The sequence below is a fragment of the Acinetobacter sp. ANC 4636 genome, from assembly GCF_054454555.1.
In genome coordinates this window covers 1-14641 of record NZ_JBTKVD010000003.1, presented here as the reverse complement: position 1 = coordinate 14641, position 14641 = coordinate 1, and the positions used below count along the sequence as shown (strand labels likewise).

The window sequence follows — 14641 nt, the reverse complement described above, 5'->3', positions numbered from 1 at the left end:
AATACTCATCGAAATAAGCCAAGCTCGTGTCTAGAAGTCCACTTGGCTTTATCCTAAAATGCTAGACTTTGTTTGCCGCTACAATCACTGGAATATACAGAATGAGCCGAAAAAGTGCCTTTGCTGCCCTACTACTTTTACCATCCTTCTCATATGCAGCAACAGTCTTATCTTCGCCACCAGATTTAAATAATAAATCGTATGTGTTAATGGATTACGAAACAGGACAAGTGCTTGCTGCGAAGAATGAAAATGAAAAGCTAGCGCCTGCTTCTATGACCAAAATGATGACCAGCTACATCATTGAACAAAAATTACTTAAAGGTCAGCTCACCGAAGGTGAAAAGGTTCGCATGAACGAATCAGCATGGTGTCGAGGCAGCAGCACCGAATCATGTATGTATGTTCCTTTAAATGGCACGGCAACTGTGCTTGAAATGTTACGCGGTATCATTATTCAGTCAGGTAATGATGCATCTAAAGCCATGGCTGAGCACATTGCAGGTAATGAAGGCACATTTGCCTACATGATGAACCAAGAAGCCAAACGCATTGGCATGAACAACTCTCACTTCCTGAATGCTACGGGTCTTCCTGCAGATGGTCATTACTCTAGTGCTAAAGATATGGCAATATTGGCACAGCACATTATTCATGATAGTGCCAAATATTACCCAATTTACTCAGAAAAAGCGTTTGCGTTTAATGGTATTAAACAAGGTAACCGTAATCCATTGTTATATACCGACCCAAGTGTTGATGGTTTAAAAACAGGTCATACAGAAGAAGCTGGCTACTGTTTGACGACATCAAGTAAACGTGGCCCAATGCGCTTAATCACAGTGATTTTTGGCACACCAAGTGTCAATGAACGTGCATCACAAACTCGCGCATTATTGGCTTGGGGCTTTGCAAACTATGAAACTGTAAAAGTACAAGCTGCCAATCACCCCCTCAAAAATGTTCGTGTTTGGTATGGCACAGAAAATGAAGTACCAGCAGGTTTAGCTGAAGACTTCAGTGTCACTATGCCAAAAGGTCAGGCAAGTGCGATTAAAACCAGCTTACAGATTTCTTCTGAAGTCAATGCACCGCTAAAACAAGGTCAAGCCATCGGTAAATTAGTCGCAACCTTAGATGGCAAAGTGATTGCAGAAAAACCTGTTGTTGCACTCAAAGCAGTCAATGAAGCAGGTTTCTTCTCTCGTCTGGTTGACCATATCAAACAATTCTTTAGCAAATTGTTTTAATTAAAAATATAAGTTCAACAAAAGCATCCATGACATGATTATGGATGCTTTTTTATTTTATACTCAAGCATATTTCAAACGCCGCCAGTCTTACATGATGAATAATATTCGCCCCTATTTAGAACATACCCCTCAGATTGATGACAGTTGTTATATTGATGCCATGTCGGTTGTGATTGGCGATGTCCACCTTGCAGAAAATGTTTCGGTTTGGCCATTTGCCGTCATTCGTGGCGATGTCAATTCCATTCAAATCGGCAAAAACAGCAATGTGCAAGACCACTGTATGCTACATGTGAGTCATAAAAAATCAATAAAACCAAATGGTTCCCCATTGATTATCGGTGAAGATGTCACCATCGGACATCATGTGACATTACATGGTTGCACCATTGGAAATCGGGTTTTGCTCGGCATCAATACTGTAATTCTTGATGATGTGGTGATCGAAGATGATGTGATGATTGGTGCAGGAAGCCTAGTACCACCACGCAAGCGCCTGGAAAGTGGTTATTTATATGTGGGCAGCCCAATCCAAAAGGTTAGACCACTCACTGATGAAGAAAAAGCGTTCTTAACTTACTCGGCTCGGCATTATGTGAAAGTGGCTGGTAATCATAAACAGAATCAATAGAAGCTAGCGCATGAAGCAAATCGTCCTGAGTAAGATACCTCTGTACATCTACAAGACTTCATGTGGTTAATCATCAATTACATAATGGTAAAATAAGGAGGATATAAATCACAATGCCCTCCCCTTATCACCCAGATAGATAAGTTTCTCTTGGAAAAATAGCAGCTCAATTAAATTGCGATTTATCTTCTGATAAGTTTACAATTCAGTTTTTATGAATATTGACTAAAGCATTTAGCTCCAGATTGTTTTCATTACGGCTCAACTACGTTCAAAATATCTTTACTTAATCGCTGGATTACCTTGATCTACAAAACAATTTTTTAAGAATCCAATCACTCATTCATATTTTTAATTTTTCAAAGATTCCCGATAATAAAAGTTGATTTAACACAAAATACATTGTATAAAAAACAATCAAACCTAAATTAAAATAATGTTAAAAAGAGGTAGTAAAAATGAAAATATTTAAATCTACAGCAGTGTCAGTATGTCTTGCGGTTGTTGGCTTGGGTGCATCCGCGACTACATTAGCAAATAACAATTTCAGTGGTCCCTATATTGGTGTTGAAACTGCTTATATTCATGCTAATGATAAGGGAAAAGAATATGATGCAAATGGACTCAATGGTTATACTCAAAATTTAAAACCAGATGGTATGGGTGTAGGAATATTAGGGGGTTATAACTGGGCACTAGGTTCCAAAGCAATTGCTGGTCTGGAAATTGGATATGACCACTACCGCGAAGCTGACACTATTAGCGGTCAAAATTTTAATGGATCTTTAGACTGTCCTGTCACTTCATGTGAATTCAAAACGGATATTAAACAATCATTGTCTGCTGTAGGCCGTCTCGGCTATTTAGTCACTAACAACATGTTAATATATGGCTTATTTGGATATTCAAGCGCAGAAATTGAGCGTTCTCTTATTGTAGTTGGAGAAGGTACCTCTTCAGAAACCCATAAAAAATGGCAAGATGGTTGGGTAGCAGGTGCAGGTGTTGAGTACCTAGCCTCTAAAAATGTTTCTGTAAAACTCGAGTATCGTTATAGTGACCTTGGCAATGCAAAATACCGCGCTGCTGCGTGGGGTGGAGGATATACAGAAAAATTTGATTATACCCAAGATCAGGTTTTACTAGGTGTAAACTACAGATTCTAATGATGTAATTATAATTTAATCAATTGGTTATCTTCTATAGGCACTTAAAAAATTGATCTAAGTGCCTATTGTTTACTCTAAACACAAATCCAGCATACCAACTGGTTAATAACCTAAAGGTTATTTATGGCTAAATAAATATTATAAAAAAAATTTGAGAATTAAATTTTACTCATTCTTTTTACACAGTAAGTTCAAATAGTTTCAAAAATTCGAATTAAAAATCAAAGCCAGATAGATGAAGTATAAGAGGCATCCAATCTAAAAGTTTTTAAAAATTATCGTAAACTCGAACCCATCTCGACATAGCCATTCTTCACTAAATTTTGTAGAATACACCTTTTAAATCATGGTGCTTTTTATGACAGCTTGGGCAGCACATGTCACAGTTGCAACCGTTGTTGAAAAAAACGGTAAATTTCTGTTTGTTGAAGAACATTCGGAAGGGTTTACGCATCCTGTGTTTAACCAACCTGCAGGGCATGTCGAAGCTGGCGAGACCTTAGTTGAAGCAGCCATTCGTGAAACACGTGAAGAAACAGGACATGATATTCAAATCGATCATTTATTAGGAATTTATACCTATACTCCCCCAATGTTCCCAGATCGTACTTATTTTCGTTTCTGTTTTTTAGCGCACATAGTCGAAGAGCATCCACACGCCAAACTCGATACAGGCATTATTCAGGCGACATGGTTATCTTTTGATGAGTTGCAAAATTCTGCACGCGCGCGTAGCCCTTTAGTCATTCAAGCGATTCAAGATAGCTTAACAGGTCAGAAATATCCTTTATCCATGATTCATGAACATCCCTTCTCTCCCAATCTAACTTCAAATTTGGATGCCTAGTCCTATGCAACAACGTGTCATCGTAGGTATGTCTGGTGGTGTAGATTCTTCTGTTTCTGCTGCTTTACTTCTTCAACAAGGTTATCAGGTCGAAGGCTTGTTTATGAAGAACTGGGAAGAAGATGACGGAACGGAATACTGTACGGCACTTGAAGACCTCGCAGATGCCCAAGCCGTTGCAGATAAACTCGGCATTAAATTGCATACTGCAAACTTTGCAATGGAATATTGGGATCGCGTCTTTGAGCATTTCCTTGCTGAATATGCAGCAGGTCGTACACCTAACCCAGATATTTTGTGTAATAAAGAAATTAAGTTCCGTGCATTTCTAGATCACGCAATCACTTTGGGCGCAGATTTTATTGCTACAGGTCATTATACTCGCCGCGGTGAAACTCAATACAACAGCAAAGGTGAAGCATATGCGCCGTTGCTCCGTGGGGTTGACCAAAATAAAGATCAAAGTTATTTCCTACATGCTGTTCATGGGCGCGAAATTAATAAAACTTTGTTCCCAGTTGGTGAAATTGAGAAACCTCAAGTCCGCAAAATTGCGGCTGAACTTGACTTGGCAACCGCTAAGAAAAAAGATTCTACAGGGATTTGCTTTATTGGTGAGCGTCGTTTTAATGACTTCTTAAAACAGTATTTACCTGCACAACCCGGAAAAATTGTGCTGGAAAATGGTCAGGAAGTTGGTGAACATCACGGCTTAATGTACTATACACTGGGTCAGCGTGGTGGGATTGGTCTAGGTGGAATGAAAGATGCCCATGAAGGTGCATGGTTTGTTCTGCATAAAGATATAGATGGCAACCGTCTTGTGGTGGGTCAGGGGCATGAAAATCCACTGATGCAAAGTACCACGCTGTGGAGTGAAAAAATTGACTGGGTTGCAGGCGAACAAGAAATTCCTGCAACTGGCTTACGTTGCACAGCTAAAACCCGTTATCGCCAGTCTGATCAGGCATGTACCATTTTTTATGACTCAAAGCATGAAAGTGTACGCGTAGAGTTTGATCAGCCACAGCGCGCTGTAACGCCAGGTCAAAGTGTTGTGTTTTATATCAATGATAACTGTTTAGGCGGCGGCGTGATTCATCATACCAATGCACCTAAACCCGCTTTTCTTTAGGAATTCTTAGGCATGGTTGATCTTCCCTTTCAACAGCCTCAACAATTAACCGTCCGTCAAAATCGTGTCTTGGCGTTAGCAGGGGTTTTTCAAGCGTCCCAGCTAACCCATATGACCGCGATGATGGGACTGAATAATATAGGCGAAAGTGGCAATTTTTATTTTGAACAATTGATTAAAGCCAGTTTAAATATCAGACCAGCCGAAAGCAATTCTTCACAAACACTCGATTTTTTTGCGCAGATCACAGATTTATCGTTGGGTTTAAAAATTCTAGAGCAAAGTATCACCCAGCCTTTTACTCCGACGCCTAAAAGCAAGATTCCTAAACTTGCGACAGCCAAGCTATCAATGACCTATGCCATGTCACTCTTACAGCTTGAAAAGAAAGTTTACCGTAACCATGATTTTGTCCAGAAAATTTCAAAGTCCCAGCAACAAATTCTTAAACAACTTTCTTTTTTCGACCAAAATTATTTACACCCCAGCATTTTAGCTAACCTTGCGCAAACCTATGTCGAAACCGCAGGGCAAATCAACCCACGCATTTTAGTTCGTGGCAATGCTGAAGCTTTTAAAGATACCCAACACACCAACCGAATCCGTGCTTCGTTATTCACAGGTCTGCAAATGGCACACCTGTGGCGACAGCTCGGTGGTAGCTCATTGCAGCTAATATTCGGTAAACGCAAACTTTTGCAAGAGATCCAAGCACTTGCACAAATGCAATATGAGCTTGGTCAAATTTAATCCCGTTTTTTGTTTTAGGTGTTTTGCACCACATTGAAGGAAACTTTATGAACGCTTTAACTGCACTCTCACCTTTAGATGGACGTTATGCCAGTAAGTGTGATGCTTTACGTCCTTATTTATCTGAGTTTGGTTTAATTCATGCGCGTGTAACTGTTGAAGTCCGTTGGTTGCAAGCACTTGCAAAACACCCTGAAATTATTGAAGTTAATGAATTCAGTGCTGCAACCAATCAGGCATTGGATGCGATTGTTGCTGATTTCTCTGAAGAAGATGCGCTTCGTATTAAAGAAATTGAACGTACTACCAATCACGATGTAAAAGCAGTTGAGTATTTCTTAAAAGAGAAAATTGCACACATCGACGAACTTAAAAATGCAGGTGAATTCATTCACTTTGCATGTACGTCTGAAGACATCAACAACTTGTCGCATGCATTGATGTTGAAAAATGGTCGTGACGTTTTAGTGACTGCCATGCAACAAATCATCGATTCAATCGTTGCCTTGGCTGAAACTCATGCAGAACAACCAATGTTGTCTCGTACACATGGTCAAACCGCAAGCCCAACGACTTTGGGTAAAGAAATGGCAAACGTGGCTTACCGTTTAGCACGCCAAATCAAACAGTTCAAACAGGTTGAATTGTTGGGTAAAATTAACGGTGCCGTAGGTAACTACAACGCTCACCTTTCTGCTTACCCAGAAATTAACTGGCCTGCTCACTCACAAGCTTTTGTTGAATCTTTAGGTTTAACTTTCAACCCATACACCACTCAAATCGAACCACATGACTACATGGCGGAACTTTTTGATGCACTACGTCGTTTCAATACAATCTTGATCGATTTTAACCGTGACGTATGGGGCTACATTTCTTTAGGTTTCTTCAAACAACGCTTAAAAGAAGGTGAAGTTGGTTCTTCAACTATGCCGCACAAAGTTAACCCAATTGACTTTGAAAACTCTGAAGGTAACTTGGGTATTGCCAATGCAGTATTGGCTCACTTGGGCGAAAAATTACCAATCTCTCGCTGGCAGCGTGACCTTACTGACTCGACTGTTCTTCGTAACATGGGTGTTGGTTTCGCACAAAGCTTAATCGCATTTGAAGCATGCTCTAAAGGTATTGGTAAACTTGAGTTAAATGCTGCACGTATTCTTGAAGATCTTGATCATGCTCAAGAAGTACTTGCTGAACCAATTCAAACGGTAATGCGTCGTTACAACATTGAAAAACCTTACGAAAAATTGAAAGCATTAACTCGCGGTCAAGCCATGACTCGTGAAATGATGGTGAACTTCGTTAAAGGTGATGAGCTTGCACAAGTACCGAGTGACGAACGTGCTCGCCTTGCAGAATTAACTCCTGCAACCTATACAGGCAATGCTGCTGAACAAGCAAAACAAATTAAAGCTTTAATCAACAAACTTTAAGTTTTAAAAAATTTTAGCTCAAAAAAGCGAAGCCTCGGCTTCGCTTTTTCCCTTCATAATCCCAAATACATAGAATATGTTTGAACAACAATACACTTTAAAACATGCCGTCCTATTTACAATACTCGCGGTCGCGCTGATCATTGCCAGTATTCATCCTCTGGAATACCCTGCCTATCTGCTGCATCAGTCAGGTACATTAACCATGTTGGTCTTCTTGGGATATTGTTTCAAAAAAATTGGAATAAACTTCCTAAGCTTTAGCTTTTATATCATCTTTCTTATTATTCACATTATTGGAGCGCATTATTTATATTCCTATGTACCCTACAATGACTGGATCAAACACCTACTAGGTTTCGACTTAAATGCCAGTATGCACTGGTCGCGCAATATGTATGATCGTTTAGTACATTTTGCTTATGGCTTGTTGCTATATCCTTTTTTTAAACGCCTATTTCAAGCAACATTTCCTCAAGCCAGCGTATATCAACTATGTTTTTTAGTTATTCAATTGGTTATGGCATCTAGCCTGCTATATGAACTGATTGAATGGTGGATTGCCATTCATCTTTCTCCTGAAGCCGCCGAAAATTATAATGGACAACAGGGTGATGTTTGGGATGCCCATAAAGACATGCTGCTTGCTACGATTGGTAGCGTGGTATTTGCAGGGGTTGATTTAATATTGACTAAATTAGGTCAACATAAACCATAAGCTAAAAGTAATCATTAGTCAGATGCGATAGACAAATAACACGATCCATAAAACCATACATATCGCCTGACTCATCCATAATCTTAATCTCTGATCAAGCTATCTTATCGATCGCAACTTAAGCACTAAGTAAATACGCCATCATTATTGTTTCATTTTTAGGATATTCAGTTGTATTCAACGACATTTATCACATTTTATAAAACACCTAAAATAAGCCATAGACAACATGAAATGTCATGTGGAGACAAAATTATGCAAAGTTATTTACATCGCAGTGAAGAACGTGGGCACGTCAAAGCAGGCTGGCTTGATACTTATCACAGTTTTTCGTTTGGTAGTTGGTACAATCCGGACTATATGGGCGTAAGCGTTTTGCGTGTCATCAATGATGATACGATTGCTGCTCACAATGGCTTTGGCACACACCCACACGACAACATGGAAATCTTAACTTGCGTGCTGAAAGGTACGATTAGCCATAAAGATACCATGGGTAACCAGACCCAGATTTCTGCGGGTGAATGGCAACTTATGAGTGCAGGTACAGGTATTCAACACAGTGAAATTAATCAGGGTGATGAAGCTGTACATATGCTACAAATCTGGATTCATCCGAATGTACGAAATGCTGAGCCAAACTATCAGCAAATCCAGTGCGACCCACAGCAACAACCCAATCAATGGCACTTGATTGTTGGAAGTCAAAATGCACCGATGGTGATTCGACAAGATACAGAAGTTAAAACGGCTTATTTGACTGAAGGCAATCAGCTTGAAGTTCATGCTACACATGCACTAAATTATGTACATGTCATTTCTGGACAGGTCATGATTGGTGAGCAATTAGTTCGCGCTGGTGATGCTCTACTTTTTGCAGAAGATGCTCAAGTACAGGCTCTACAAGACACTCAAATGATCTGGTTTGACTTGCCTCAAGCCTAAGATATAAAAAAAGCCTCCTGACGGAGGCTTTTTTATTATGGGCAATTGAGCTGTTGCAAAGCTGCAACACGCTGTTCAATACTTGGATGAGTCTGGAATAAAGCCGCCAAACTAAAACCCTCTTCCTTACCTTCTGCGATTGCCAACGCTTTCATTTCTTTTGGCATTTGATCTGGCATTTCACTTTCTGCCTGTAAACGTAACAAGGCAGAAATCATGGCTTGTTTACCTGCTAAACGTGCACCTGCTTCATCGGCACGGTATTCACGGTAACGTGAGAACCACATCACAATCGCCGATGCCAAAATACCAAATACAATATCAAGTACCATGCTAATGACCATATAACCGATACCTGGTGCTTCATCGTCTTGGCGACCAAACACATTACGGTCAATAAAGTCCCCTACCACACGGGCAAAGAACATGACAAAAGCATTCACCACCCCCTGAATCAGGGATAGAGTCACCATGTCACCATTGGCAACATGACCAATTTCGTGCGCCAGTACTGCACGCAATTCATCTTTATTCATGCGCTCAAGCAAGCCTGTAGACACTGAGACAAGCGCATCATTTTTGTTCCAACCCGTTGCAAAAGCATTCGACTGATAAGATGGGAACACGCCCACCTCAGGCATACGAATTCCTGAACGCTGTGCAAGGTCTGCAACCGTTTGTAATAACCAAACTTCTGCTTGATTACGAGGAGCATTTGGATCGATCAATTCCGTACCTGTGGTCTTTTTCGCCATCCACTTCGACATGAAAAGTGAAATCAAAGAACCGACCATACCAAATACAAAACAGATCACAAGTAGGTTGCCCAAGTTTAAACCACCTGCACCGTGGTAACTTCCGACACCCAAAACTGACAAAATAAGACCAGCGACAACCAGTACCGCGAGGTTGGTAAGCAAAAACAAACCAATCCGCATCATTAGGAAAATCCTCTTATAATAGAAAAAAACATGATTTATCTATTCAATAAATCATGTCGTTAATATGCGACCTTGTCAGGGAAAATTCAAGAATAAATCCGTGAAAACACGCCAAAATCGTGTTTCCAAAATGTGTAAGTTCTTAGTTTCTTACCGCAATATCAGTAAATGTTCCATTCGATAGCTGGATAATTTTTCGGCTACTGGCAGTTTTATGAGAAGTAAATACTGGGCTGCTGTTTTTAGTTGATGCTGAGGTAACTGCAGAAGCAGGCTCACTATCTTTATCCTTAGCAGCATCAATACGAGTACCACTAGCATATAAATTATTGTAGCGACTCATCACACGGCGTACATAATCTTGCGTTTCCCGAAAAGGAGGAACACCGCCGTATTTATCTACATTACCTTCGCCAGCATTATAAGCTGCCAGTGCCAAATGCGTATTACCACTATAACGCTTTAGCAATAAACTCAGATATTTTGCACCACCCAAAATATTCTGCTGCGGGTCATAAGGGTTGCTGACATTAAAACGTTTTGCCGTTGCAGGCATCAATTGCATTAACCCTTGTGCTCCGACAGGAGAACGAGCATTACTATTAAAACCCGACTCAGTATGCATGATGGCTTTGATTAAACCTTCGGACAGACCATGTTGCTGTGCAGCATGATGAATAATCGGGTCAAACGCATCTTTATTTCTACTATAACTCGGCAAAACCGCAGCCTCAGAACCACCCCAGTTGTGGTAACTGTGAATATTGCTATCAGGATAATAAGTCACTTTGACTTTGGTCAAGTGTGGGCCACTTTGCTTACGATTGGTGAGCAACGGCGTGCCATTACGGTCTTCATAGGTATAAATTTGCCCAGCATGTGTTACAGAAGCTATCCATAGGCAACTTCCGCAACAATAAAGAGACAGCAGTACAATTTTGTTTAATATTTTCATTGTTGTGTTTACCAGTGAATGTTCTGTGCAAACAATTGTATTTGATTGTAACAGTAAAACTATGTATGCCGAGCTTTTTAACAAGCTTAATTTAAAAAATCAAGCCAAATTGTTTCAGTAATCAGCAAAAAAAAATTAATTTTTTTTTAAGCCACAGTCCCTTGACATAAATAAGCTACTGATAAATAAATAAAATTAAACAAGGTTAAAAAATAACCAATTTGTTTCTAAGCCTTAGTCAACGGACGATCCCTCCTGTCAAGGGTATAGTTATCCACAGTTTTATCCACATTTTTTGTGGAAAACTGTGGATTGCGAAAAAAATCATCAATTTCGGAATCTGGCTATTGATTTAGGTAGTTTAGAAACCTTTTGGAACATCTTAATGACAAAAAAAATATGTGAATAAATTTGTATGTACAGATGCGAAGTACCCTCGAATCGGCTAAAATTGCGCGATATTTTTGCCAAGAGTTTGCTGTCTATGTACTCTCCTGTTGAATCCAGTCAAGGATTTAATTTCAAACCTGAACTTCCAACCAGTTCAGCTTATTATCGCCTTTTGAAAAAACTTCGTCGTCAAGTCGGCCACGCCATTCGTGACTTTAAAATGATCGAGGACGGCGATAAGGTCATGGTTTGTATTTCTGGGGGGAAGGACAGCTATACCCTGCTCGACATTTTGTTGCAGTTTAAGCGCATTGCCCCGATTAATTTTGATGTAGTTGCCGTCAACCTTGATCAGAAGCAACCAGGCTTCCCTGAAGAAGTTTTGCCACGTTATTTAGAAGAAAATAACATTCCATATTATATTCTTGAAAAAGACACATATAGCATTACCAAGCGCCTAACCCCTGAAGGCAAAACTTACTGTGCTGTTTGTTCACGCCTACGTCGTGGCTCACTATATGGCTTTGCACAAGAAATTGGAGCGACCAAGGTTGCACTGGGTCACCACCGCGATGATATTCTTGCGACATTCTTCCTGAATTTATTTCATGGCGGCAGCCTAAAAGCCATGCCACCAAAACTATTGTCTTCAGACAAGAAAAATATCCTGATTCGCCCACTGGCATATGTGGAAGAGAAAGACATCATTAAATATGCAGAAATGCGTAAGTTTCCAATCATTCCATGTAATCTGTGCGGTTCGCAGGAAAACCTGCAACGGGCCATGTTGAATGAAATGCTACGTGAATGGGACAAACAGTACCCGAAACGCTTACATAGCATTTTTGGCGCACTACAGAATGTATCGCCATCTCAACTGGCTGACCGTGAACTGTTCGACTTTGAAGCACTAGATTCACAACGTGAATTTGATTTTAAAGACCCAGAAGACATGAAAAAACGTCTGGATGTGGTTAATTTAAGCTTTGCAGCGGACTAAAATTAAGAAAAACCGCATAAGAAGGCACAACCACGAAAAAGTTGTGCCTCTATTATACTTTCTTACTATTTCTGTGTAATTTGTCTCACTCGTCTACAAAAAAACCATTTTTTTCGACAAGATCATGTTATAACAAGGCAGAGTACGGACGATGTGCAAAAAATGCATATACATCTAGAAATAAACAAATTAGAGGAATAACAATGCCTGCTTTTCTATCGGAAGATTGGTTTTCTACAGTAGAACAACTTACTACTCAAGCTGGAGACTTGAATTTACCGCCAGCATTAGAAAATCTAGCGATTAATTTTGTCGTCAACCAAACCAGTGGAAATACTGAACTTTCTCTTCATGGTGGAAAAATTCAAAAAGGCTTAGCAGACAACGCTAAAACAACTTTAAATATGGATGCAGAGACCTTGCGTAAAGTATTTCTTGAATTTGACATGACTGCTGCCATGCAAGCATTTATGACAGGCAAAATAAAAGTTCAAGGTGATATGTCACAACTAATGGCTCTACAAACTGCACGTCCAAGCCAAGAACAAAAAACGCTCTATAAAGAAATTCTTCAGCATACTGCATAACCCAATCTGCAATTGCGATAAAAAGGGAAGCTATTTATATAACTTCCCTTTTTTGTTAGATATTAATCAACTGCTGATTTTGAATATGTTCTAAATAAGCACGGATGCGGGTTACATACTGCAAAGCTTGAAAATACCGTGCATTACTGGCTTGATGTCGCTGCAAATAAGCATACATGTTCAACCAGTTATTTGGGTCTTCTCCCTGTTTCTCCAATCGCTTCTGAATAAGAGTCACTGCACCAGGTCCCATGTTATAGGCAATCAAGGCATACCAGTGACGATCTGGATTGGGGATGTATTCATATTTGCTCAAAAGCGAATCATAATATTTTGCACCACCTTGAATACTTTGCTCAGGGTCGGTACGGTTTTCAATTCCCATTGCTTTTGCAGTATCACTGGTCAGCATCATTAGACCGCGCACACCTGTTGGTGATACTGAATTTGGCTTTAAATAAGACTCCTGATAGCCCATTGCAGCCAGCATGTGCCAATTCAAATTGTACTGCTCAGCTGCTCGCTCGAAGCTGGCACGATAAATCGGCATACGTTGCTGTAAATCGCGCTCAATCGTATCCCAAGAGCCCTCATTCACTACATGATGATTGTAAAATGATGCCAAATGCTGAATTGCACCATTACTTTTGGACTGGCAAATAAAGCTGCTTGCGGTTTGCGTTAAATGATCTTCAGCATCTTTAAAGACCAAATTTAACTGAGCATCTAACCCATTTTTCTGTAAAACAGTCACATCACCACAGCTTGCCGAAAATGACATTAAGCTTTTTTGGTCAATGCTCTGCATATCAGCATTGGTCAATGCAAGGTTGGCTTTGCCTTTAGCAACCCATTTTAAGGCTGTGGCATTACTATCAACAATTTGAAAATTAAGCTGCACATTTAAACTTTGTGCATAGTTACGCATTAAGTCATAGCCGAAACCATGAAAATACTGTCCGTCATTAAAAACAGTTGTCGGGCTTTTTACTGCCACGACCGTCAGTGTATTGCTGTTGATGACCTGAGCATATTGATTGCTGGCTTTACTGGCATTAATCGCATGTAAAGGTAACATAGCAAGCCCGAAAGCAAGGGCTTTGGTTGGCAAGGAAAATTTGAGATTGTGTAGGCGAAAACGCCTCCTATCTGCCAATGTTGCTGGATTGTGCATGGTGACTCCGCGACAGGGAATTAACTACCCAATGAAGTAGAGCAAGCCCAGACTTCAATTAGTTGATCAACGTATGTTTAGGGGGCAGTCATGACGTCATTTAAAATGACATGAATAGACAAATGAAAACTAAGTCACATAAAAACCAACGACCTAGATTAAAAAATAACCAGTAATAAATAAGAGTTGCGCATAATATCGACATAGAAATTAAAAGTCAAACTTTTAAATCTCTGGCAGGCTAAAATAAATTTGCTCCCCTCTTGGAAAAACTGCTGAATGTTATACGTGAAACAGATGGTGAAACCATGGATAAAATGCTGCTATATGTAAGCACTTCAATATAGATGATTAAAATAATATTTTTTATTTAATGTTTTATTTATCAATAAGATATTCCAATAATATACCAATTCTTCCGACCACTTGGCGTATACATACACTTGAACCTCATCATCAATAGACTTGCCTAGGCATGCTTTTGCCATCGGTGACTGCAAAGAAACATAGTCTTTATTGCCATAAATTTCTTCATCACCCACTATACGAAATTTGACCGTTTCTTGTTCATCATTCTCCAATTCTACCCAAGCACCAAAATACACCTTGCCTTGCTGCTGAGGATGATATTCAACCTTTTGCGCAACTTCAAAAAGCTTGCTGAGGTAACGAATTCTACGGTCTATTTCCCGTAATTTTTTTTTGTTGTA

14 protein-coding genes and 1 pseudogene are annotated in these 14641 nt (G+C 39.8%); 11 read left to right on the top strand and 4 right to left on the bottom strand.

From position 1 onward, the window contains the following. Nucleotides 1-101: 101 nt before the first annotated feature. The 9 genes from dacC (at nt 102) to ACX1N5_RS03855 (ending at nt 8884) form a co-directional block, all read left to right on the top strand. A complete protein-coding gene (gene dacC / locus ACX1N5_RS03895) occupies nt 102-1250 on the top strand; it encodes a D-alanyl-D-alanine carboxypeptidase PBP5/6 (RefSeq protein WP_131380066.1) in 1149 nt (382 codons plus the stop codon). 94 nt (nt 1251-1344) lie between these two features. Continuing rightward, on the top strand, nt 1345-1884 hold the full coding sequence (locus tag ACX1N5_RS03890; protein ID WP_458800686.1) for a gamma carbonic anhydrase family protein: 540 nt from the start codon (nt 1345-1347) through the stop codon (nt 1882-1884). A 458-nt stretch (nt 1885-2342) separates the two neighbouring features. Then, nucleotides 2343-3050 (top strand): outer membrane protein, encoded by a 708-nt coding sequence (locus ACX1N5_RS03885; RefSeq protein ID WP_458800650.1) that lies wholly within the window; start codon nt 2343-2345, stop codon nt 3048-3050. Between the two features lie 361 nt (nt 3051-3411). After that, entirely contained in the window at nt 3412-3900 is a 489-nt protein-coding gene (locus ACX1N5_RS03880) for an NUDIX hydrolase (RefSeq protein WP_458800652.1), read from the top strand. Nucleotides 3901-3904: 4 nt separating this feature from the next. Next, nucleotides 3905-5035 carry a tRNA 2-thiouridine(34) synthase MnmA gene (mnmA, locus tag ACX1N5_RS03875; protein ID WP_458800654.1) on the top strand — a complete coding sequence of 377 codons (1131 nt, stop codon included), beginning with the start codon at nt 3905-3907 and terminating at the stop codon, nt 5033-5035. 12 nt (nt 5036-5047) lie between these two features. Beyond that, nucleotides 5048-5785 (top strand): high frequency lysogenization protein HflD, encoded by a 738-nt coding sequence (hflD, locus tag ACX1N5_RS03870; RefSeq protein WP_131380074.1) that lies wholly within the window; start codon nt 5048-5050, stop codon nt 5783-5785. A gap of 47 nt (nt 5786-5832) precedes the next feature. After that, nucleotides 5833-7221 (top strand): adenylosuccinate lyase, encoded by a 1389-nt coding sequence (gene purB, locus ACX1N5_RS03865; protein ID WP_458800656.1) that lies wholly within the window; start codon nt 5833-5835, stop codon nt 7219-7221. 76 nt (nt 7222-7297) lie between these two features. Beyond that, nucleotides 7298-7939: a DUF2238 domain-containing protein gene (locus ACX1N5_RS03860; RefSeq protein ID WP_458800658.1), complete on the top strand. Its 642-nt coding sequence runs from the start codon at nt 7298-7300 to the stop codon at nt 7937-7939. A 255-nt stretch (nt 7940-8194) separates the two neighbouring features. After that, nucleotides 8195-8884, top strand: coding sequence for a pirin family protein (locus ACX1N5_RS03855; protein WP_458800659.1), 690 nt, complete (start codon nt 8195-8197; stop codon nt 8882-8884). A 35-nt stretch (nt 8885-8919) separates the two neighbouring features. Here ACX1N5_RS03855 and htpX read toward each other — a convergent pair whose 3' ends face one another. After that, nucleotides 8920-9825 carry a protease HtpX gene (gene htpX, locus ACX1N5_RS03850; RefSeq protein WP_116727308.1) on the bottom strand — a complete coding sequence of 302 codons (906 nt, stop codon included), beginning with the start codon at nt 9823-9825 and terminating at the stop codon, nt 8920-8922. A 142-nt stretch (nt 9826-9967) separates the two neighbouring features. Next, the gene (locus ACX1N5_RS03845; RefSeq protein ID WP_458800661.1) at nt 9968-10780 is read right to left on the bottom strand and encodes a lytic transglycosylase domain-containing protein; all 813 of its coding nucleotides are present in this window, start codon (nt 10778-10780) and stop codon (nt 9968-9970) included. Between the two features lie 484 nt (nt 10781-11264). Here ACX1N5_RS03845 and ttcA point away from each other — a divergent pair, with 484 nt between their 5' ends. Further along, nucleotides 11265-12170, top strand: coding sequence for a tRNA 2-thiocytidine(32) synthetase TtcA (gene ttcA, locus ACX1N5_RS03840; RefSeq protein ID WP_004751350.1), 906 nt, complete (start codon nt 11265-11267; stop codon nt 12168-12170). A 203-nt stretch (nt 12171-12373) separates the two neighbouring features. Then, a complete protein-coding gene (locus ACX1N5_RS03835) occupies nt 12374-12757 on the top strand; it encodes an SCP2 sterol-binding domain-containing protein (RefSeq protein ID WP_458800663.1) in 384 nt (127 codons plus the stop codon). Between the two features lie 55 nt (nt 12758-12812). Here ACX1N5_RS03835 and ACX1N5_RS03830 read toward each other — a convergent pair whose 3' ends face one another. Together ACX1N5_RS03830 and ACX1N5_RS03825 are read right to left on the bottom strand one after the other, a co-directional pair. Next, nucleotides 12813-13931, bottom strand: a complete 1119-nt coding sequence (locus tag ACX1N5_RS03830; RefSeq protein WP_458800665.1) for a transglycosylase SLT domain-containing protein — start codon at nt 13929-13931, stop codon at nt 12813-12815. Between the two features lie 385 nt (nt 13932-14316). Continuing rightward, nucleotides 14317-14641 (bottom strand): annotated as a pseudogene (locus ACX1N5_RS03825) (GreA/GreB family elongation factor); the annotation flags it as partial.